Genomic DNA, 20,795 nt, shown 5'->3' with positions numbered 1-20,795 from the left:
CCATGACGACGAGCACCTCCGCGACGAGCACCCCCTCGACGTCCGCTGGCCCGTCCGCGACCGCCGCGGCCCCTGCCTGGTGGACGTCCGCCACCGTCTACCAGGTGTACCCGCGCTCGTTCGCGGACTCCGACGGTGACGGCGTCGGCGACGTCCCCGGCATCCGCGCGCACGTGGACCACCTGGCGGCGCTCGGCGTGGACGTCGTGTGGCTGTCGCCCGTGTACGCCACGCCGCAGGACGACAACGGCTACGACATCAGCGACTACCGCGCCGTCGACCCGACCTTCGGCACGCTCGAGGACCTCGACGGGCTCATCGCCGACCTGCACGACCGCGGCATCAAGCTCGTCATGGACCTCGTCGTCAACCACACCTCCGACGAGCACGCGTGGTTCGTCGAGTCCCGCTCCTCGTCGGACAACCCGAAGCGGGACTGGTACTGGTGGCGGCCGGCGCGCGCCGGCATGGAGGCCGGCGCACCCGGCGCCGAGCCGACGAACTGGGGCTCCTTCTTCTCCGGCCCCGCCTGGGAGCTCGACCAGGCCACCGGCGAGTACTACCTGCACCTGTTCTCCCGCAAGCAGCCGGACCTCAACTGGGAGAACCCGCAGGTCCGCGAGGCCGTCTACGACATGATGCGCTGGTGGCTCGACCGCGGGGTCGACGGCTTCCGCATGGACGTCATCAACCTCATCTCCAAGCGGGTGGGCGACGACGGGTCGCTCACGGACGGGCCCGTGGGCGGCAACGGGCCCTACGGCGACGGCAGCGCGGAGTACGTGTGCGGCCCGCGCATCCACGAGTTCCTGGCGGAGATGCACCGCGAGGTCTTCGCCGGCCGCGAGGCCGACCTCATCACCGTCGGCGAGATGCCGGGCGTGACCGTCGACGACGCGCGGCTGTTCACCGACCCGGCCCGGGCCGAGGTCGACATGGTGTTCCAGTTCGAGCACGTCGGCCTCGACCACGGCCCCGGCGGCAAGTTCGACGTCCGACCGCTGCGGCTGACCGACCTCAAGGCGTCCTTCGGGCGCTGGCAGGCGGGCCTGGCCGACGTGGGGTGGAACAGCCTCTACTGGGACAACCACGACCAGCCCCGCGCGGTGAGCCGGTTCGGCGACGACTCGCCCGAGCACCGCGAGCGCTCGGCCGCCTGCCTGGCGACCCTGCTGCACCTGCACCGCGGCACGCCGTACGTCTACCAGGGCGAGGAGCTCGGGATGACGAACGCGCCCCTCGAGCGGATCGAGGACTTCCGCGACATCGAGTCGCTCAACCACTTCCGGCAGGCGGTCGACGCCGGTGCGGACCCCGACGACGTGCTCGTCGGCCTGCGTGCCATGGGCCGCGACAACGCCCGCACCCCGATGCACTGGGACGGCTCGGACCACGCGGGCTTCACCACGGGCGAGCCCTGGATCGCGGTCCAGCCGAACCACGACGCCGTCAACGCCGAGGCCGCCCGCGCCGACGAGCACTCGGTCTTCCACCACTACCGCCGACTCATCGCCCAGCGGCACGCGGAGCCCGTCGTCGCCCTCGGGGACTTCACGATGCTCCTCCTCGACGACGAGCAGGTGTACGCCTTCACCCGCACGCTGACGACGGACGCGGGGGACGAGACCGTGCTCGTGGTCGCCAACGTCTCCTCGTCGCCGGCGCGCGCGGCCGTTCCCGACGCGGCCGCCTGGGCCGACGCCGAGCGCCTCGAGGGCTGCACCTACCGTCCGGACGAGGGGTCGGCCCCCGACGCGGACGCCGCGCTCGCGGCCGGTGCCCTGGCCCTGCGTCCGTGGGAGGCCCTCGTCCTGCGCCGCCGCGGCTGAGGCCGAGCCGTCCACGGGGTCGGGCCCGGCGTCCCACGGGCGCCGGGCCGGGCCGTGGGAGGCTGACGCCGTGCGGACGGGGAGCGGCTGATGGGGGCGGTCCTCGCGGCGCTCGGGACGATCGCGGCGGTCATCGGCGTCGGCGCGCTCGTCGGGCGGCTCGACGTGCTGGGGCCGCACGCCCCCCGCGTGCTGGCGTGGGTCGTGTTCGCGGTGGCGACCCCGTGCCTCATGGTCTCGACGCTCGCGCGGGCCGACCTGCACGCCCTGCTGTCCCGGTCCGCCGTGGCCGTCTGGGGCAGCACGGCCCTCGTGGCGCTGGTGGCGGCGCTCGTCCTGCGGTTCGCGCTGCGTCGGTCCGCGGCCGACGTGACGGTCGGGACGCTCGCGTCCTCCTACGTCAACGCCGGCAACCTCGGGCTGCCGCTGGCGGTGTACCTGCTGGGGACGCCGCTCGCCGTCGTGCCGACGCTGCTCTTCCAGCTCCTCGTGCTGGCGCCCGTCGGCTTCGCGGTGCTCGACGGCGCCCGTGCCCGGGCTCTCGCCGCCGACGGCGCGGTCCCGCCGCGGACCGGGCCGCTCGTGCTCCTGCGCCGCACGCTGAGCAACCCGATCATCGTCGGCACGCTGACGGGGCTCGTGCTGGCGGTGCTGCCGTGGGACCTGCCCGACGAGGTGCTGGCCCCCTTCGCGCTCGTCGGCCAGGCCGCCGCGCCCGTCGCCCTGCTGACCTTCGGCATGACGCTGTCCGCCCCGCGCGGTGCCGGCGAGGGGACGCCGCGGGCCGACCTCGCCCTGGCCGTCGTGCTGCGCTCGGTGGTGCATCCCCTGCTGGCGTGCGGGCTGGGGACGCTCGTCGGGCTGGAGGGGCGGGACCTGCTGGCGGTCACCGCCATGGCGTCGCTGCCGACGGCGCAGAACGTGCTGGTCTACGCGGTGCAGTACGGCCGCGGCCAGCCCCTGGCCCGCGACGCCGGCCTCGTCACGACGGTCCTGGCCGTCCCCGTGCTCCTGGTGGTGGCAGCCACCCTCGGCTGACCGCGGCGGGTGAGCGACCGTGCTGCCGCGGGCCGGGCGGCCGGAGCTCGGGCCCCGATGGTCGCGCTGGCGGGGTCGTGCTGCCGGGGTCGTGCCGACGTCGCCGTCGTCCCCCGGGGGCAACAGCCGCCGCGCTACGGCGAGGTACCACGCTCGGGGGCCCGGGCGCGGCGTGTCGTGGCATCTCGACGGGTGTCTCCGGGGGGCGCTCGGCTGCTCGACGCATCGGGGCCAGCTCAGGGACCTCGGGTGACGCCGAGTTGCCACGACGGGACCTCGGGCGACGCCGAGATGCCACGACGCGCCGCGGTGGCGGTCCTCCCCGTGGTACCTCGGCGTAGCGCGGCGGGAGGCCCGGCAGACCGGGCGCGAGCACGCGGGAGCCGCGTCGGCCTCGTCGTTCAGGGGTTGGTCGTGCTGGGGCGGCTCGCCGATGGGTGGACGTCGGTCGTGCCGGCCGCGGGTGCGTGGTCGGTGGGTGCCTGGTCGGTCGGGATGTCGGTGGGTGCGTGGTCGGGCGGGGGGCGGACGGCGGCGGTGGTGCCGGGGATGCCACCGGCGGCGAGGGCCGCGCCCGCGAGCATGAGGGCCGCGCAGACGAGCATCGCCGTGCGGTGGGCCGGGGCGAGGACGGTCGGGTTCGTGAGACCCGACCCGACCCCCGCCACCAGCGGCAGGACCGCGACGGCCAGCAGACCCGCGACCCGTGCCACGGCGTTGTTGACGCCGCTGGCGGTGCCGGCCAGCGCGTCGGGGGCGGCCGCGAGGGCGGTGGTCGTCAGCGGGGCGACGAGGGTGGTCAGCCCCAGGCCGACGAGCACGACGCCGGGCAGCACGTCCGTGAGGTAGTCCGCGTCGGCACCGACCCCGGCCAGGAGGACGAGTCCGCCGGCGGCGACCACGGGCCCGACCGTCATGGGCAGGCGGGGGCCGAGACGCGCCCCGAGCGCCCCGGCCGTCGGCGACCCGAGCAGGAGCAGCAGGGTCATGGGCAGCGACGCGATGCCGGCCGCCAGGGCGCTCCAGCCCGCGACGACCTGCAGGGTCGTGGTGAGGAACAGCCCGAGGCCCGACAGGGCGGCGTAGACGACGAAGGTGGAGGCGTTCGTCGCGGCGAACGGTCGCCAGCGGAACAGCCCGACCGGCACGAGCGGGGCGGTCGCCCGCCGCTCGACGAGCACGAACGCCACCAGCGTCGCCGCACCCAGGGCCAGGGCGACGACGACGTCGGGCCCGGCCGCGCCCTCGTCGGCCCACCGCGTGAAGCCCCACGTGACGGCGGCCAGGCCCCCGGCCCCGACCACCGTGCCCGCCACGTCGAGCCGGCCGCCACCCGGCTGCCGCGTCTCGGGCACGTGCCGCAGCGCCGCGACCACGACGAGCGCGGCCAGCGGCAGGTTGATCGCGAAGATCCACCGCCAGGAGACCGAGTCGACGATCCACCCGCCGAGGAAGGGGGCGAGCGCGCCGGCGATCGCCCCCAGCCCCGACCACGCCCCGATGGCGCGGGCCCGGTCCTCGCCGGCGAAGGTGGACTGCAGGATCGCCAGCGAGCCCGGCGTCAGCAGCGCCCCGCCGACGCCCTGGACGACGCGGGCCGCGACGAGCGCCTCGGCGCTGGGGGCGAGCGCGCACGCCAGCGACGCGACGGCGAACCACACGACGCCGACGAGGAACACCCGCCGCCGGCCCCACCGGTCGCCCAGCGAGCCGCCGAGCAGCAGGAACGCCGCGAGCGTGAGGCCGTAGCCGTTCACGGTCCACTGCAGCTGCGCCGTGCCGGCCCCGAGGTCGGCGGCCAGGTGGGGCAGCGCGACGATCACGACCGTCGCGTCGACGAACGCCAGCGCCGACCCCAGGACGGTCGCGGTGAGCACCCACCGCCCGCGCGCGGACCGGTAGGGGACGGGTCTCTCGTCGGGCACGGGCCCACCGTCCTCCTGCGGACCGCCGCTGACGAGCCCCCGACCAGCGGGTCCACGTCCCACGATGCGGACCGAGGACCGGGCCGGTTGGATGACGCCGTGCCCCTGACGACCCTCGGCTTCCACGCCTCCCACGAGCAGCTGCACCCCTCCGTCCTCCTGCGCGCGGTGCAGCGCGCGGAGAAGGCAGGCTTCGACGCCGCGATGTGCTCCGACCACCTCGCGCCCTGGAACACGCGGCAGGCCCACTCGGGCTTCGCGTGGGCGTGGCTCGGGGCGGCCCTCGCGACGACCGACCTCCGGTTCGGCGTCGTCAACGCCCCGGGCCAGCGGTACCACCCGGCGATCGTCGCGCAGGCGATCGGCACGCTCGGGGCCATGTTCCCCGGCCGGTTCTGGGCCGCGCTGGGCTCGGGCGAGAACATGAACGAGCACGTCACCGGCGACCCGTGGCCGCCGAAGGACGTCCGCGACGCGCGGCTGCGCGAGTGCATCGACGTGATCCGCCGACTGCTCGCGGGGGAGGAGGTGAGCCACGACGGCCTCGTCACGGTCGACCGCGCGCGGGTCTGGACGCTGCCCGACGTCACGCCGCCGCTCATCGCGCCGGCCGTCACGGTCCGGACCGCCGAGCGTGCCGCGGAATGGGCCGACGGGCTGGTCACCATCAACCAGCCGGTCGAGGTGCTGCAGGACGTCGTCGCCGCCTACCGCGGCAACGGCGGGCGGGGGCCCGTCGTGCTGCAGGTGCACCTGCAGTGGGGGCCCGACGAGGAGACGGCGGTGCGGGTCGCGCACGAGCAGTGGGGCTCCAACGTGCTGCAGCCGCCGCTGTGCTGGGACCTCGACGGCCCGGAGGCCTTCGAGCAGGCGACCGCGTTCGTGCGCCCCGAGGACGTGCGCGGCGGCGTGGTGATCTCCCAGGACCTCGACGAGCACGTCGACCAGCTCCTGGAGTACGCCTCCCTCGGCTTCGACGAGATCTACCTCCACCACGTCGGCCCGGAGCTCGACGCCTTCGTCGACGCGTTCGGCGAGCACGTGCTGCCGCGGGTGCGGGCCGGCGCCGGCGCGGACCCCTCGTCGGGCGCCCGCGTGGGGCGCACGCGCATCGACGCCGAGCAGGACGCGTCGGTGGCGAGCGCATGAGGATCACGCAGACCGCCGACCTGTGGTGGAAGAACGCGGTCGTCTACTGCCTGGACCCCGAGACGTTCTTCGACAGCGACGGGGACGGCGTCGGGGACCTCGCGGGGCTCGCCCAGCGCATCGACCACCTCGCCGAGCTGGGCGTCACGTGCCTGTGGCTCATGCCGTTCTACCCGACGGCGGAGAAGGACGACGGCTACGACATCACCGACCAGTACGGTGTCGACCCCCGGCTGGGCAACGCCGGCGACGTCGTCGAGCTGATCCGCACGGCGGCGGACCGCGGGATCCGCGTCATCGCCGACCTCGTCGTCAACCACACCTCCGACCAGCACCCCTGGTTCGTCGAGGCGCGGAAGGCGAAGGACAACCCGTACCGCGACTACTACGTGTGGCGCTCCGACCCGCCGCCGGACACCTCGGACCAGGTCGTCTTCCCCGACCAGGAGGACAGCATCTGGGAGCTCGACGAGGCCACGGGCGAGTGGTACCTGCACCGCTTCTACAAGCACCAGCCGGACCTCAACATCGCCAACCCGCTGGTCCGCGACGAGATCGCCAAGGTCATCGGGTACTGGCTCCAGCTCGGCCTGTCCGGGTTCCGGGTCGACGCGGTGCCGTACATGATCGAGACGGTCGGGCTCGACGAGGGCGAGGAGGCCCGCTACGGCGACCCGCACGTCTACCTGGCCTCGCTGCGCCAGCTCCTGGCCCGTCGGCAGGGCAGCGCGATCCTCCTCGGCGAGGTGAACCTGCCCTACCCCGAGGCGCGCACGTTCTTCGGCGACGGGCACGGCGACGAGCTGACGATGCTCTTCGACTTCGTCGGCAACCAGGCGATGTACCTGTCGCTGGCCCGGCAGGACGCCACGCCGCTGGCCGACGCGCTGCGGGCGCGGCCGGAGATCCCCATCGACGCGCACTGGGCGACCTTCGTCCGCAACCACGACGAGCTGACCCTGGACAAGCTCACCGAGGACGAGCGCCAGGAGGTCTTCGCGGCCTTCGGCCCCGACGAGGACCTGCAGCTCTTCGGACGGGGGCTGCGGCGACGCCTGCCGACGATGCTCGGCGGCGACCCGCGCCGGATCCGGTGCGTGTACTCCCTGCTCTTCGCCCTGCCCGGCACGCCGACGCTGTTCTACGGCGAGGAGATCGGCATGGGGGAGAACCTCGAGCTGGAGGGTCGCCTGGCCGTCCGCTCGCCCATGCAGTGGACGGACGAGCCGAACGGCGGCTTCTCGACCGCCGACGCGGCGGACCTGTGCGCGCCGGTGACGCAGGGCGGGTTCGGGCCGGAGTTCGTCAACGTCCGCGCCCAGCGCCGCGACCCGGACTCGCTGATGTCCCACGTCACGCGCCTCGTGCAGCGCTACCGCGAGTGCCCCGAGCTGGGCTGGGCGCCGCTGTGCGTCCTGGAGCAGCCGCACGCGGCCGTGCTCGCCCTGCGCAGCACCGTGGACGACGACACGGTGGTGACGCTGCACAACCTCGGCGACGAGCCGGTGACCGTGCCGCTGGACCTGTCGGACCTGCCGCAGGACCGCCGCCTGCTGGTGGACCTGCTGCAGGACGCGTCCACCCCGGTCGGTGACGACGGCCGCGTGGAGCTGACGCTGGAGGGCTACGGCTACCGCTGGCTCCGTGCCGCCGGCCCGGGCATGGTCCGCCTGCTGTGAGGCCTCAGAGCAGCCGGACGTCGGAGGCGCGGAAGCGTGCGTCGACGGTGAGGAGGAGGAGATCCCGCCGTGCGGCCTGCGCGATGAGCATCCGGTCGAACGGGTCGTCGTGGTGGCGCGGGAGCGCACCCGCTGCCAACCCGTCCTCGACCGAGATCGTGAGCGGGGTGAAGCCCTGCTCCTCGAGCTGCTGCGCGAGCCCGTCGGGGACCTCGAGCCTGCCGAGCGCCGCCTCCATCGAGATCTCCCATGCCGACACGGCGGACACGAGGACCTCGGCCACGGGGTCGGCGATGCGGGTGCGCATCCCCGATGGCAGCCGCGCGTCGTCGGGCAACCACCAGAGCAGGACGTGCGTGTCGAGCAGGAGGCTCAGGACTAAGTCGGACCAGGCCGAGAGCCGTCTCCGGGCGACCGGTGCCGCTGGTGCCGCCGAGGCGTCCGCCGCAGACTGGCGGGACGCGCCGCGGGGGTCGCGGCGGGACCGGAGGACCGATGACCGACCTGCTACCCCTGCCCGCGCCGCCCTCGCCGGTCCCGGTCCCCGGCACGGGACTCGACCGGGACGAGCACCTCGCGCTCGTGCCGGAGGTCGAGGCGCTGGTCCGGCGGTGGCTCGACGAGGCGTCGGCGCATCCCGCGGACCCGGCGGCGGCGCGGCTGGCCGGGCTGCTGACCGACCCGGACGGGCTCGCCTTCGCCGTCGGGTTCGTCGACGACGTCGTGCGGCCGGAGGACCTCGGCGTCGCGGCACGGGCGTTGGCGCGGCTGGCGCCGGGGGTGCCGCGGTTCCTGCCCGCGCACCTGCGGGCGGCGGTGCGGCTCGGCGGGGTTCTCGCGCCGGTGCTGCCCTGGGCGGTCGTGCCGGTGGCGCGGCGGGTGCTGCGCTCGATGGTCGGGCACCTCGTCGTCGACGCGACCGACGCGCGCCTGGGGCGGGCGATCGCGGCGTTGCGGTCCGAGCCGGGGACGCGGCTCAACGTCAACCTGCTCGGGGAGGCGGTCCTCGGCCGGCGCGAGGCGGACCGGAGGCTGGCGGGGCTGCGGCGCCTCGTCGAGCGGCCGGACGTCACCTACGTGTCGGTCAAGGTGTCCGCGGCGGTGGAGCCGCACGCTCCCTGGGCCTTCGACGCCACGGTCGAGGACGTCGTCGAGCGGCTGGCCCCGCTCTACGCGACCGCCGCCGCCACCGATCCGCCGACGTTCGTCAACCTCGACATGGAGGAGTACCGCGACCTCGACGTGACGCTCGCGGTGTTCGAGCGCCTGCTCGACCGGCCGGAGCTGCTGCACCTGGAGGCCGGGGTCGTGCTGCAGGCCTACCTGCCCGACGCGGTCGCGGCGCTCGCGCGGGTGCAGGCGTGGGCGGCCGCCCGTCGGGCCCGGGGCGGGGCGCCCGTCAAGGTGCGGGTGGTCAAGGGCGCGAACCTGCCGATGGAGCGCGTCGAGGCGGAGCTGCACGGGTGGCCGCTCGCCACCTGGGGCAGCAAGGTCGCGACGGACACGCAGTACAAGCGCGTGCTGGACCTGGCGCTGCGGCCGGCGCACACCGACGCCGTCCGGGTGGGCGTGGCGGGGCACAACCTCTTCGACGTCGCGCACGCCTGGCTGCTGGCGGGACGGCGCGGCGTCCGCGACGCGATGGACGTCGAGATGCTGCTCGGCATGGCGCCGGGGCAGGCCGCGGCCGTCCGACGCGAGGTCGGGGAGCTGCTGCTGTACACGCCCGTCGTCGCACCGGCGGAGCTCGACGTGGCGATCGCCTACCTCGTCCGACGGCTGGAGGAGGGGGCGTCCGCCGACAACTTCATGTCGGCCGTGTTCTCCCTGCACGACGACGAGGACCTCCTGCGGCGCGAGCGCGACCGGTACGTCGCCTCGGTGGAGGCCCTGACGCCGGAGGTGCCGGCGCCGCACCGCACCGCGGACCGGTATGCGGCCGTCGGACGGCCGGGGACGGGCGGCCGGCGCGCCCGCTGGGTGAGCACCCCGGACACGGACCCGGCCGTCGCGGAGAACCGCGCGTGGGTCGACGGGATCCTCGCGCGCGCGGCCGGCTCGGTGCTCGGCGTCGCGGAGGTGGCGGCGGCGCGCGTGGACGACGAGGACGCGCTCGACGCGCTGCTCCGCGCGACGGCCGCGGCCGGACGCGCCTGGGGCGCGCGACCCGCGGGCGAGCGCGCGGCGGTGCTGCACCGCGCCGGGCACGCGCTGGAGGAGCGGCGGGCTGCCCTGCTGGAGGTCATGGCCGCCGAGGCCGGCAAGACCGTCGACCAGGGCGACCCCGAGGTGTCGGAAGCAGTGGACTTCGCGCACCACACGGCGGAGCTCGCGCTCGACCTCGAGGCCGTCGACGGCGCCCGCCCGGTGCCCGTCCCGCTGACCCTCGTCGTGCCGCCGTGGAACTTCCCGGTCGCGATCCCGGCCGGCGGGGTGCTCGCCGCGCTCGCGGCCGGCAGCGCGGTGGTGCTCAAGCCCGCGCCGCCGGCCCGGCGCTGCGCGGCGGTCGTCGCGGAGGCGCTGTGGGCCGCGGGGGTGCCGGAGTCGGTGCTGCGGCTGGTGGTCGTCGACGACGAGCCGCTGGGGCCGGCCCTCGTCGCCCACCCCGCCGTGGACCGCGTGCTGCTCACGGGGTCCTACGAGACCGCCGAGCTCTTCCGCCGCCTGCGGCCGGACCTGCCGCTGCTGGCGGAGACGAGCGGCAAGAACGCCGTGGTGGTCGCGCCGAGCGCGGACCTGGACGCCGCCGCGCGGGACGTGGTCGCCAGCGCCTTCGGGCACGCGGGGCAGAAGTGCTCGGCGGCGTCGCTCGTCGTGCTCGTCGGGTCGGTCGGGCGGTCCCGGCGGTTCCGGGACCAGCTCCTCGACGCGGTGGCGTCGCTGCCGGTCGGCGAGGTGTGGGACCCGCGCACGCGGATGGGCCCGCTCGTCGAGCCGGCCGGGGGCAAGCTGCTCGCGGGGCTCACGGACCTCGGCGACGGCGAGCGGTGGGCGCTGCGGCCGGAGCGGCTGGACGCGGAGGGGCGCCTCTGGTCGCCGGGGGTGCGGGTCGGCGTGCGGCGCGGGTCGGCCTTCCACCGCACGGAGTACTTCGGTCCGGTGCTCGGCGTCATGACGGTCGCGACGCTGGAGGAGGCGCTGGAGGTGGTGGACGACGTCGACCTCGGCCTCACCGCCGGGCTGCAGACCCGGGACGCGGACGACCTGGCGCGCTGGCTCGACGGCGTCGAGGCGGGGAACCTCTACGTCAACCGCGGCACCACGGGCGCGATCGTCCGTCGGCAGCCGTTCGGCGGCTGGAAGCGGTCGGCCGTGGGTCCGGGCGCGAAGGTCGGCGGGCCGGACCACCTGCTGCCGCTCGTGGGCTGGGCGGACGCGCCCGCGACGCGCGGCCGGCCGGTGACCGACCCGGCCGTACGGGCGCTCGTCGACGCGGCCGACGCCGTGCCCGGCCTGCTCGACGAGGCCGCCCGCGCGCGCCTGGCCCGCGCGACCGGCTCCGACGCCGACGCCCTGGCGACGCACCTGGCCGCCACCGACCTGGCCGGGTTGGCGTGCGAGCGGGACGTGCTGCGGCACCTGCCGGTCGTCGCGGGCCGCGGCGGCCCCGTCGAGGTGCGCGCGGTCGCCGGGGCGCCGGTCGTGGACGTGGTGCGCGTGGTCGCCGCGGCGCTCGCGGTCGGGGCGGACGTGGCCGTGTCCCTCGCCGACGACCCCGGGCTCGACCTGGCGACCGCGCTGGCCGCGGCCGGGGACGTGCGGGTGGAGGACGACGCCGCGTGGGCGGCCCGGCTGGCCCGGCGGCGGGTCGCGCCGACGGGTGCGGCCTGGCCGCTGCGGGTGCGCCTCGTCGGGCACTGGGAAGCCGGCACGGGCGCGGACGGCGACCGGTCCAGGGAAGGGGGCACGGCCGCGGCGGCGGCGGCGCTCCGCGACGCGACGGCCGGGCGCCCTGACGTGGCGGTGTGGTCCGACCCGGTGACCGAGTCCGGCCGGGTCGAGACCCGCCCGTTCGTCCTCGAGCAGGCGGTGAGCCTCACGGCGCACCGGTTCGGCACGCCCGACGCGCTCGCCCGCGACGCCCGCCTGGACGTGGGGACACCGCCCGTCGCGGGGTCGTCGGCTCAGGCGGCCAGGGCGGCGGGGCGTCCCCACAGGTAGCCCTGCGCCACGCGGCAGCCTGAGGCGGAGAGCACGGCCGCGACCTCGTCGGTCTCGACGCCCTCCGCGACGAGGTCCAGCGACATCGCCCGCGCCATCGCCACCACGCCCTCGACGACCGCCCGGCTACGGGCGTCGGTGCGCATGGCGGCGACGAAGCTGCGGTCGATCTTCACCTCGTCGACCGGCAGCGCCGTGAGCTGCGTCAGGGACGAGTAGCCGGTGCCGAAGTCGTCGACCGAGAGCCGTACGCCCAGGGCGCGCAGCCGCTCGAGGTCCTCCACCAGGGGCCGGTCGATGGTCAGCAGGTGGGTCTCGGTCAGCTCCAGCACGACCCGGCCCGGGTCCATGCCGGTGCCCGTCAGGGCGTCGGTCACCACCGTCGCGAACCCGCCGTCCCCGAGCTGCGCCGCGCTGACGTTCACGTGCACGTCGACGTCGGCGCCGAAGGTCCGCGCGATGCGGGGCCACTGGGTGAACGCCTCGACGAGCGCCCACCGCCCCAGCGCCGGCATGACCCCGGACTGCTCCGCGACGGCCAGCCACTGCCCCGGCAGCAGCAGCCCGCGCTCCGGGTGCTGCCACCGCAGCAGGGCCTCGACGGCGGTGACCCGGGTGGACGCGATCTCGACGATGGGCTGGAAGTGCAGCACGAACTGCTGCCGCTCCACGGCGCGGCGCAGCTCGTCGTCGAGCTGGAGGTCCTGGCGTGCCCGGTCGAAGAGGACGTCGGCGAAGACGGCGGTCCGCCCGCGCCCGTCGGCCTTGGCCTCGTACATCGCCGTGTCGGCCTCGCGCAGCAGCGCCCCGGCGTCGGTGCCCGGGCGGGCGAGCGTGAGGCCGATGCTCGCGCCCACCGGGATGTCGCGGCCCTCGACGGTGACCGGGCGGCACACGTGCCGTGCGATGCGGGCGGCCAGCGCCGCTCCGGCCTTCGGGTCGGCGACGTCGGGGCAGCAGACGACGAACTCGTCGCCCCCGATCCGGGCGACCGTGTCCCCGGGCCGGACGGCGGCCACGAGGCGCTCGGCCACCTGCTGGAGCACGACGTCGCCGGCGGCGTGGCCGAGGGAGTCGTTGACGCGCTTGAAGTGGTCGAGGTCGAGGAACAGCACGGCGACGGTGGCGTCCGCGCGGGCGGGGGCCGCCAGCGCCTGCGCGATGCGCTCCGCGAGCAGGACGCGGTTGGGCAGGCCCGTGAGCTGGTCGTGCAGCGCCTGGTGGGACAGCCGGGCCTCGAGCTGCGTGCGGTCGGTGACGTCGACCAGCTGCAGGTTGGCCATGCGCTCCGTCCGCCCGTCCCCCTGCTCCTCGTGCAGGAGCACACCGGCGACCACGAGGCACGCGCGCCGCTCACCGGATGCCGTCCGGTGCTCCAGCTGCCCCTCCCACGCGTCCCGGGTCCCGGCGGCCAGCTCGTCGAGGACGGCGGCCAGCCGCCCGCGTTCGGCGGGCTCGAGGAGGTCGGGCCACGCCCGCCCGACGAGCCCGCCGCGCGGCGCGGCGTCGTGCTCGTCGCCCGGTGCGCCGTCGTGCGCGGCGCCCGGTGCGTCGTCCGGCGGCTCGTCCTGCCCCCACCAGCGCCGCAGGGCGGGGTTGGCGTACCGCACCACCCCGCGGGAGCGCGCCTCGAGCGAGACGAGGGCGTTCGGGACGACCGCGGACTGCCGCGTGCGCTCGAGGGCGTCGCCGCGGCGGTGCGCCGACTCGAGCGCGAGACGGCGCTGCCGGACCTCCAGGCTCAGCGCGAGCCCCACGAGTCCCGTGACACCGATGAACACCTGCACGACGACCGTCCGCGCGGCGACCGGTTCGACGTCGGCGAAGGGGCCCTGCCCGAGCAGCGTCGCCACCACGCCCAGGGCGGCGGCGGCCGCTCCGTAGGTGGAGGTCCAGGCCGGGGTGAGCCGCCACGCCACCAGGACGGTGACCGGCAGCGTGAGGAAGGCGTAGGCCTCGCCCCGGCCCAGCGCGTACAGCCACACGTCCACGGCGAGCGCCCCGAGGAGCACCACCGCGACCTCCGAGCGGCTGCGTGCCGCCGCCCGCCGTCCTGCCGCCCGGTCCTCCGACGCCGCTCGCCAGGCGAGGACCAGCGCCACCACGACGGCGGTGCTGGCGGTGAAGCGCGGCACCCACAGCACGACGATCGACCAGGCGGCGGCCAGGTCCTGCGGCCCCAGCACGGCCAGGAGGACCGGGGCCCCGGCGAGGGCGCCGGCCGTGCTCGCGACGCCGATCGCCAGCAGCCCGCGGCCGTCACGCAGCGAGCGGGGCGTGTGCCACGCCAGCCGTTCGAAGACCGCGCCGCCCACCACCGCGTGCGCCACGTTGGCCAGGGCGAACGCCGCCGACGTGAGCACCGGGGCGTGGGTGAGCACGTTGGCGACGAAGGCGAGGACGAGGAGCGCCGGCATCGCGACGCGGTACCGCAGGCGCACGGGCGTGAGGAGGAACCACAGCAGCGCGACCCCCGCCGCGGGCCAGACGAACGCGACCGGTGGGGAGGGCAGCCGCGTCAGGCCGCCCAGCACGCCGGCGACCAGGTACGCCAGAGCCGCGAGCGCCTGCACGGCGACCGGCCGCGGCACCGTCGTCACCCAGCTCTCCACCCGTGCCGGTGCGGAGGGCTCGCTGCTGGCCCTCCGACGTCCGGGCCTACCGTGTCACCGGCCGCGCGCCGCTGCATCCTGGTCCCACGGCGGCGAGGGGCGACCGGTGCCCGGGCGTGCGCTCCCGGTGCGGTCCAGCAGGGGTGTCGTGATCGCGGGCCGTGGCCCTACCGTCGGACGTGGTGGCTGGACGCGGTGGCCGGACGCGGTGGCCGGACGCGGTGGCCGGACGCGGTGGCCGGACGCGGTGGCCGGACGCGGTGGCATGACGCGGTGGCACGACGCGGTGGCCGGACGAGGCCGCCGCGGACGGGGGAGGGCGCATGACGGCACGGGACCGCACCGCCGAGCTGCTCGAGCAGCTCACGTGGCACTGGGAGGCCCAGCTGCGCCCGCGGCTCGACGGGCTCGGGGACGAGGAGTACCTGTGGGAGCCCGTGCCCGGCTGCTGGTCCGTGCGGCCGGAGGGGACGTCGACGGCGCCGCTGGCGCTCGGCACCGGCCCCTTCCGGCTGGACTACGCGCGCGAGGACCTCGACCCCGCGCCGGTGACGACGATCGCCTGGCGGCTGGGACACGTGGTCGTGGCCGTGCTGGCCGACCGCAACGCCCGGTACTTCGGCGGGCCGCCGGTGTCCGGGCGCACCTACCCGTACGACGGGCACGCGGTGGACGCGCTCGCGGCGCTCGACGACGCCTACGCGCGCTGGGTGGCCGGCGTCGCTGCGCTGGGTGCGGAGGACCTCGGGGCCGCGTGCCGTGAGCCGGGGTTCGAGGACCAGTCGATGGCGGCGCTGGTCCTGCACGTCCACCGCGAGGTGATCCACCACGGCGCGGAGATCAGCCTGCTGCGCGACCTGTGGGTGCACGGCCTTCGCTGAGAGCCGCCGCCCGCCGGGTCGGGCACGCGGTCACGCCTCGTCGGCCCCGTCCGTGGCCGTGTGCGCCCAGTCGGCGCGCAGGCGGCGCAGCAGGGTGGTGAGGGTCTCGACGTCCGCGGCCGACCAGTCGTGGACCGACCGCTGCCAGTGCTCGAGCTGCTCCGCCCGGAACGCCGTGTACTTCTCCCGCGCGGCCGGGGTGAGGTCGACGAGGCGCGCGCGGGCGTCGGTGGGGTCGGGGAGCCGCTCGACGAGGCCGAGGCGCTCGGCGGCGCTGATCTGCCGGCTCAGCGTCGAGGGGTCCAGCCGCAGCCGGCGGACCAGCTCCGTGGATCGCACGGCCCCCTGGGTGCCCAGCGCGGCGAGCAGCGGCACGGCGCTCGGGTCGAGGCGCGGGTGCAGCAGGCGGGCCAGCGCCCGGCCCTGCGCGCGGCGCAGCTGCCAGAGGGCCGAGACCTCGGCCTCGAGGGCGCCCAGGGGCGCGCCGTCGGCGGTCTCGCGCCCCGCCGTGCCCTGGCCGAGCACGGCACGCCCGACCGTGGGCTCCATCGTGCTGGTCATCCGTGCCTCCTCGCTCGCCGCCCGGGAACGTCCGCTCCGCCGCCGTCAGGCGGGCGTCACGCAGGGTCGTCCTGGCGCACGGCCTGGACGTCGATCGCGACCTTGAGCGTCGTCCCGAAGATGGCAACGCCGACGCCCACCGCCCGGTTCCAGCTCAGCCGGAAGTCGTCGCGGTGCAGCTCGGTCGTCGCGCTGAAGGCGGCCCGCGTGAGCCCCTCGGCGTCCCGGCCGCTGCCCAGGTACGTCAGCGCCAGCTCGACGGGCCGGGTCACGTCGAGCAGCGTCAGCCGGCCGGGGAGCACCCAGCCGGCCCCGTCGCGCCGGACCTCGTCGGCGACGAAGCGCACCCGCGGATGGTGCTCGACGTCCAGCAGGTCCGCCGAGCGCAGGTGCCCGTCGCGCTGCTCGTTGCCCGTGTCGATGGACGACGCGTCGATCTCGATCTCGACGCGGCTCGCCGCCGGGTCGCCCTCCGGCACGGTGACGACGCCCGCGAACCGCGTGAACCGGCCGTGCACGGAGGACAGGCCGAGGTGGTGGGCCGTGGCCAGGACCGCGGAGTGCGCCGGGTCGACGACCCACACGCCGGGCGGCGGGGTCTCCTGCCCGCCGGTGCGCTCCAGGGTGACGTCCCCGACGCGCCAGGTGCCGGCGGCGGGGACGACGACGCCCGTCGCGCGCGGTTCGTGCGCCGGCGCGGCGACGACGAGCGTCGCGGCCCCGGCCGGCACGTCGCCCAGCGCGAAGCGGCCGTCGCCGGCGGTCGTCGCGCGGGCGCGCTGGGTGCCGTCCGCGCCGAGCAGCGTCACCGAGGCGCCGGACACGGGCCACCCGTCGCGGCTGACCACGCGGCCCGCGCCGGCGACCGGCGGCACGACCGGCGGCACGACCGGCGGCACGACCGGCGGCACGACCGGCGGCGCGACCGGCGGCACGACCGGCGACGGGGCCGGGGCGGCCGTGCCCGCGCGGTGGCGGCCGCCGGCCGGCGGTGCCGCGGCGAGGGGGTCCTGGCTCACCGGCCCTCGCCGCCCACGGCCGCCTCGGGCCGCCCGGCGCCGTCGAGGTCCACCGGCACCGCGGGGGGCGGGGTGCCGAGCGCCAGCTGCACCGACGACGCGCTGTCGTCGGCGACGTGGACGGGCACCGCCACGGGCGCGTAGCCCGCACCGGTCAGCGTGTAGCCGCCGGGCGCGAGGTCGGCGAAGGCGTAGGCGCCGTCACCGGCCGTCACGGTGCTGCCGACGACCGTGCCGTGCGCATCCACCAGCGTGACGGTCGCGTCGCGCAGGGGGCGGCCGTCGGAGGCGGCGACGACGGTCCCCACGAGGCGGCCGCCGCCGGACAGCGTGAGGTCGACGGCCAGGGCCTCGGCCTCGCCGACCTCGACGGACCGGGCCAGGGGCCGGTGCGCGTCGCTCTGCGCGGTGAGCACGTAGGCGCCCGACATGAGCGTGCCGAAGCTGTAGCCGCCGTCGGCGTCGGTGCGGGCCGACCCGACGACCTCGCCCGTGACGTCGGTCAGGGTGACGAGGGCGCCGCTCACGCCGGCGAACCGGTCGCGGCCGCTCTCGGCGCTCGCCGGGTCGTCCTGCACGAGGACGCGGCCGGTGATGGCGGAGCGACCCGTGAGGGTGACGTCCCGCACGACCGCCGCGTCGTCGACGGCCACGAGGCTCGCGGCCGGCGTCAGGTGCGGGGCCGCGACGATGAGCAGGTACGTGCCGCCGGTCGGGACGGCCAGGGCGTAGTGGCCCCTCTCGTCGGACCGGGTGCGCGCCACCTGCCCGCCGGCCTGGTCGGCGAGGGTGACCACCGCGTCGACGAGCGGCAGCCCGCCGTGCCGGCGCACCGTCCCGGACACCGCCAGGGCGGCGGGCGCGTTTGCCGGCACCTGCACCTGCACCGGCACCTGCACCGGCACCTGCACCGGCACCTGGACCGGCACCTGGACTGGCACCTGGACCGGCACGGAGGTCGTCCCGACCGGCTCGACCTGCAGGCCGGGCCCGGGGGCGTCGACCGGCTCGTCGTCGGTGCGGTCGGCCACGGCGCTGCCCGACCACTGCTGGTCCCGCTGCGCCTCGGCCTGGTCCCGCTCGGCGGGGGAGGCGTCGGCGGCGGGCTCGTCGGCCACCGTCTCCACGCGGCCCGGATCGCTGTTCTGGCCGCGCAGCGCGATCTCCTTGAAGAAGAGCGTGACGACGAGGGCGACGAACGCGAAGGGCGCGGCGACGAGGAAGATGTCGGCGATCGAGGAGCCGTAGGCGGCCTGGAGGATGCCGCGCACGGGCTCGGGGATCTCGGCCAGGTTCGGCACGCCGCCGCTCGCGGCGCTGCCGAGCGCGGCGGGGTCGATGCCCGCCGTCGAGAGGCCCTCGGTGAGGTGCGACTCGACGCGGTGCCCCAGGACGGCGCCCAGCGCGGACACGCCGATCGCGCCGCCGAGGCTGCGGGCGAAGGCGACGAAGGAGCTCGCCGACCCGAGGTCCTGGGGGGCGATGACGTTCTGCACCGCGAGGATGAGGTTCTGCATCATGAGGCCGACGCCCACGCCCACGAGGAACATCCACGCGGCGACGACCCAGTACTCCGTGTCGTACGCGACGGTGCCCATGAGGCCCAGCCCCGCGGTGAGCAGCACGCCGCCGGAGACGACGAAGACCTTCCAGCGGCCGGTGCGCGTGATGATCTGGCCCGCGATCATCGAGGACAGGAACAGCCCGAGGATCATCGGCATGGTGAGCAGGCCGGACGCGGTCGGGGACTCGCCGCGGGCGAGCTGGAAGTACTGGCTGAGGAACACCGTCGCGCCGAACATGGCCACGCCGACGAAGACGCTGGCGAGGGCCGACAGGACGACGGTCGGGTTGCGGAAGAACCGCAGCGGGATGATCGGCTCCTTCGCGCGGCTCTCGACGAGGACCGTCAGCGCCAGCAGGACGACGCCGCCGCCGACCATCGCGGCGGTCTGCCACGAGGCCCAGTCGAACTGCTGCCCGGCCAGGGACACCCAGATGAGCAGGGAGGAGACGCCGGCCGCGAGCAGGGTGGCGCCGAGGTAGTCGATGCTCACGCCCTCGCGGCGCACGACCGGCAGGTGCAGCGTCCTCTGCAGGACGAGGATCGCTGCGACCGCGAACGGCACGCCGACGTAGAAGCACCAGTGCCAGGACAGGTGCTCGGTCAGCGCGCCGCCGATGAGCGGCCCGGACACCGTGGCCAGCGCGAAGGTCGCGCCGAGGTAGCCGGAGTACCGGCCGCGCTCGCGCGGGGAGATCATCGCGGCCATGGCGACCTGCGCCAGCGCCGTCAGGCCGCCGGCGCCGATGCCCTGCACCGCACGCATCGCGATGAGCGTGGACATGTTCTCGCTCAGCCCGGCCACCGCCGACGCGACGGTGAAGACGACCAGCGCGAGCTGGATGAGCAGCTTCTTGGAGAACAGGTCGGCGAGCTTGCCCCAGATGGGGGTCGACACGGTGGTCGCCAGCAGGGTCGCGGTGACGACCCACGTGTACCCGGCCTCGGACCCGTCCAGGTCGCTGACGATCGTCGGCAGGGCGTTGGAGACGACGGTCGAGGACAGGATCGCCACGAACATGCCGAGGAGGAGGCCCGAGAGCGCCTCCATGATCTGGCGGTGCGACATGGGCTCGTCGCCCGCGTGCCCCCGCGGGGGCGTGCGGTGGACGGCCTCGCGCCGGTGGGGCGCGACCGTGGTGCTGCTCATGCGGTCTCCTGCAGGTGGGGGGAGCGGGTGGTGCCGGCGGGGGGCGGGGGTGCGGCCGGGCAGGCCGCACGGGCCGGGGGCGGGGCCGCGTCGTCGGCCAGCCGGCCGAGGAGCGTGGTGAGGGTGGCGACGTCCGCGTCGTCCCAGCCGGCGAGGCGGCGGACGAGGTCGTCGACGAGGGAGCGGCGCACGCGGCGCAGCTCGTCGAGCCCGGCGGGCGTCACGGTCAGCTGCTGCGCCCGTCCGTCGAGCGGGTGCGGTGCGGCCTCGACGAGGTGGAGGTCGCGCAGGTGCGCGACCTTCCGGCTCACCGTCGACAGGTCGAGGTGGAGGTGGTCGGCCAGCTCGGACACCCGGGGGTGACCGAGCTGCAGCACCGCCGCCAGCACGGCCGTCCCAGGGACCTGGGGCGCGGCGGCCAGGGTGCGCCGCAGGCGCAGCACGTCGGGCATGACGTCGACGAGCGCGGCACAGGCCGAGGCAGTGGCCACTGGGCATCTCCGGAGGGCAGTCGTTGCAGAACGCAACAGTTGAGGACTGCACCTAAGGTACGTCGCATGGTTGCACCATGCAACCGAAGGGAGCAGGGCTGCCGTCGGGTCGCCGTCGAGCTGCCGTCGAGGTCCGTCGTGCCGGTGGCGGAGGCGCCTACGCGGGCAGCACGGTCGTGCGCATGACCGTCTTGCTCTTGCCGATGTGCCGCTCGAGGACGAAGCCCGCCTCCTCGAACATGCTCCGCGTGACGTTGTGCAGGAACGAGGACGAGGTCCGCTTCCCGGGCACGAGCTCGTTCGGGAACGAGACGACCTCGCCACCGCCGGCCTGCGCGATGAGCGCCAGCGCGCCCCGCAGCGCCTCCAGCGCGACGCCGCGGCGGCGGTGGTCGCGGTCGACGAAGAAGCAGGTGATCCGCCACGGCGCCGGTCGCGTCTCGCCGGCGTCGTACTGCTTGCGGTGGTAGATCCCGGGCAGCTCGTCGGGGCTGCCGTACTGGCACCACGCGATCGCCGTCTCGCCGTCGAAGACCAGCGCGGCGTGGGCGACCCCCTCGTCGACGAGCCGGCGCTTGAAGGTGGCGCGGTCGTGGTCGTCCTTGCGCGTGGTCGGGGTGTCGCCGTGGAAGTAGCTGCAGTAGCAGCCGCCCCACACCCCGTTGTGCTTCTCCGCGAGCGCCAGCCAGGCGGGGAACGTCTCCGGCGTCAGCGGCTTGACGACGTGGTCGGCCAT

General features: G+C 75.9%; 14 protein-coding genes. 6 read left to right on the top strand and 8 right to left on the bottom strand.

The genetic code is table 11. The features are described from left to right. Nucleotides 1-2 precede the first annotated feature (2 nt). Nucleotides 3-1,829: a glycoside hydrolase family 13 protein gene (locus tag AC2TDM_RS15155; protein ID WP_484635180.1), complete on the top strand. Its 1,827-nt coding sequence runs from the start codon at nt 3-5 to the stop codon at nt 1,827-1,829. A gap of 90 nt (nt 1,830-1,919) precedes the next feature. Further along, nucleotides 1,920-2,867 (top strand): AEC family transporter, encoded by a 948-nt coding sequence (locus AC2TDM_RS15150; protein WP_484635179.1) that lies wholly within the window; start codon nt 1,920-1,922, stop codon nt 2,865-2,867. Between the two features lie 401 nt (nt 2,868-3,268). On the opposite strand, the gene AC2TDM_RS15145 is transcribed toward AC2TDM_RS15150, so the two are convergent. Next, the gene (locus AC2TDM_RS15145; protein WP_484635178.1) at nt 3,269-4,792 is read right to left on the bottom strand and encodes an MFS transporter; all 1,524 of its coding nucleotides are present in this window, start codon (nt 4,790-4,792) and stop codon (nt 3,269-3,271) included. Nucleotides 4,793-4,897: 105 nt separating this feature from the next. On the opposite strand from AC2TDM_RS15145, the gene AC2TDM_RS15140 reads away from it, so the two are divergent. Together AC2TDM_RS15140 and AC2TDM_RS15135 are read left to right on the top strand one after the other, a co-directional pair. Next, nucleotides 4,898-5,941, top strand: a complete 1,044-nt coding sequence (locus AC2TDM_RS15140; RefSeq protein WP_090031305.1) for a TIGR03885 family FMN-dependent LLM class oxidoreductase — start codon at nt 4,898-4,900, stop codon at nt 5,939-5,941. After that, a complete protein-coding gene (locus AC2TDM_RS15135) occupies nt 5,938-7,620 on the top strand; it encodes an alpha-amylase family protein (protein ID WP_090031112.1) in 1,683 nt (560 codons plus the stop codon). The genes AC2TDM_RS15140 and AC2TDM_RS15135 overlap by 4 nt, the downstream gene beginning before the upstream one ends. A gap of 4 nt (nt 7,621-7,624) precedes the next feature. Here AC2TDM_RS15135 and AC2TDM_RS15130 read toward each other — a convergent pair whose 3' ends face one another. After that, a complete protein-coding gene (locus AC2TDM_RS15130) occupies nt 7,625-7,987 on the bottom strand; it encodes a type II toxin-antitoxin system VapC family toxin (protein WP_484636480.1) in 363 nt (120 codons plus the stop codon). A 128-nt stretch (nt 7,988-8,115) separates the two neighbouring features. Between AC2TDM_RS15130 and AC2TDM_RS15125 the strand changes: the two genes are divergently transcribed. Continuing rightward, a complete protein-coding gene (locus tag AC2TDM_RS15125; RefSeq protein ID WP_484635177.1) occupies nt 8,116-11,781 on the top strand; it encodes a proline dehydrogenase family protein in 3,666 nt (1,221 codons plus the stop codon). On the opposite strand, the gene AC2TDM_RS15120 is transcribed toward AC2TDM_RS15125, so the two are convergent. Beyond that, a complete protein-coding gene (locus tag AC2TDM_RS15120) occupies nt 11,745-14,381 on the bottom strand; it encodes a bifunctional diguanylate cyclase/phosphodiesterase (RefSeq protein WP_175499277.1) in 2,637 nt (878 codons plus the stop codon). The two genes, AC2TDM_RS15125 and AC2TDM_RS15120, sit on opposite strands and share 37 nt — an antisense overlap. Nucleotides 14,382-14,716: 335 nt before the next feature. Between AC2TDM_RS15120 and AC2TDM_RS15115 the strand changes: the two genes are divergently transcribed. Further along, nucleotides 14,717-15,274, top strand: a complete 558-nt coding sequence (locus AC2TDM_RS15115; protein ID WP_090031108.1) for a DinB family protein — start codon at nt 14,717-14,719, stop codon at nt 15,272-15,274. A gap of 30 nt (nt 15,275-15,304) precedes the next feature. Here the strand turns inward: AC2TDM_RS15115 and AC2TDM_RS15110 are convergent, their stop codons facing one another. The 5 genes from AC2TDM_RS15110 to AC2TDM_RS15090 all read right to left on the bottom strand — a co-directional run bounded on the left by AC2TDM_RS15110 (nt 15,305) and on the right by AC2TDM_RS15090 (nt 20,795). Beyond that, on the bottom strand, nt 15,305-15,835 hold the full coding sequence (locus AC2TDM_RS15110; RefSeq protein ID WP_484635176.1) for a MarR family winged helix-turn-helix transcriptional regulator: 531 nt from the start codon (nt 15,833-15,835) through the stop codon (nt 15,305-15,307). 56 nt (nt 15,836-15,891) lie between these two features. Continuing rightward, nucleotides 15,892-16,854, bottom strand: coding sequence for a YceI family protein (locus AC2TDM_RS15105; protein ID WP_484635175.1), 963 nt, complete (start codon nt 16,852-16,854; stop codon nt 15,892-15,894). Beyond that, on the bottom strand, nt 16,851-19,568 hold the full coding sequence (locus AC2TDM_RS15100) for an MFS transporter (RefSeq protein WP_175499275.1): 2,718 nt from the start codon (nt 19,566-19,568) through the stop codon (nt 16,851-16,853). The genes AC2TDM_RS15105 and AC2TDM_RS15100 overlap by 4 nt, the downstream gene beginning before the upstream one ends. Further along, nucleotides 19,565-20,059: a MarR family winged helix-turn-helix transcriptional regulator gene (locus AC2TDM_RS15095; RefSeq protein ID WP_090031107.1), complete on the bottom strand. Its 495-nt coding sequence runs from the start codon at nt 20,057-20,059 to the stop codon at nt 19,565-19,567. Before AC2TDM_RS15095 ends, AC2TDM_RS15100 begins: the two co-directional genes overlap by 4 nt. A gap of 157 nt (nt 20,060-20,216) precedes the next feature. Continuing rightward, on the bottom strand, nt 20,217-20,795 hold the full coding sequence (locus AC2TDM_RS15090) for a GNAT family N-acetyltransferase (protein WP_090031106.1): 579 nt from the start codon (nt 20,793-20,795) through the stop codon (nt 20,217-20,219).

It is taken from the genome of Cellulomonas sp. plas2, assembly GCF_057221735.1.
This window is presented reverse-complemented; position numbering and strand designations above follow the sequence as displayed.

Excerpts from the sequence above, each read along its gene's own strand:
- AC2TDM_RS15155 (WP_484635180.1), top strand. The coding sequence starts at position 3 with ATGACGACGAGCACCTCCGCGACGAGCACCCCCTCGACGTCCGCTGGC.
- AC2TDM_RS15150 (WP_484635179.1), top strand. The coding sequence starts at position 1,920 with ATGGGGGCGGTCCTCGCGGCGCTCGGGACGATCGCGGCGGTCATCGGC.
- AC2TDM_RS15135 (WP_090031112.1), top strand. The coding sequence starts at position 5,938 with ATGAGGATCACGCAGACCGCCGACCTGTGGTGGAAGAACGCGGTCGTC.
- AC2TDM_RS15125 (WP_484635177.1), top strand. The coding sequence starts at position 8,116 with ATGACCGACCTGCTACCCCTGCCCGCGCCGCCCTCGCCGGTCCCGGTC.
- AC2TDM_RS15115 (WP_090031108.1), top strand. The coding sequence starts at position 14,717 with ATGACGGCACGGGACCGCACCGCCGAGCTGCTCGAGCAGCTCACGTGG.
- AC2TDM_RS15110 (WP_484635176.1), bottom strand. The coding sequence starts at position 15,835 with ATGACCAGCACGATGGAGCCCACGGTCGGGCGTGCCGTGCTCGGCCAG.
- AC2TDM_RS15100 (WP_175499275.1), bottom strand. The coding sequence starts at position 19,568 with ATGAGCAGCACCACGGTCGCGCCCCACCGGCGCGAGGCCGTCCACCGC.
- AC2TDM_RS15090 (WP_090031106.1), bottom strand. The coding sequence starts at position 20,795 with ATGGCCGACCACGTCGTCAAGCCGCTGACGCCGGAGACGTTCCCCGCC.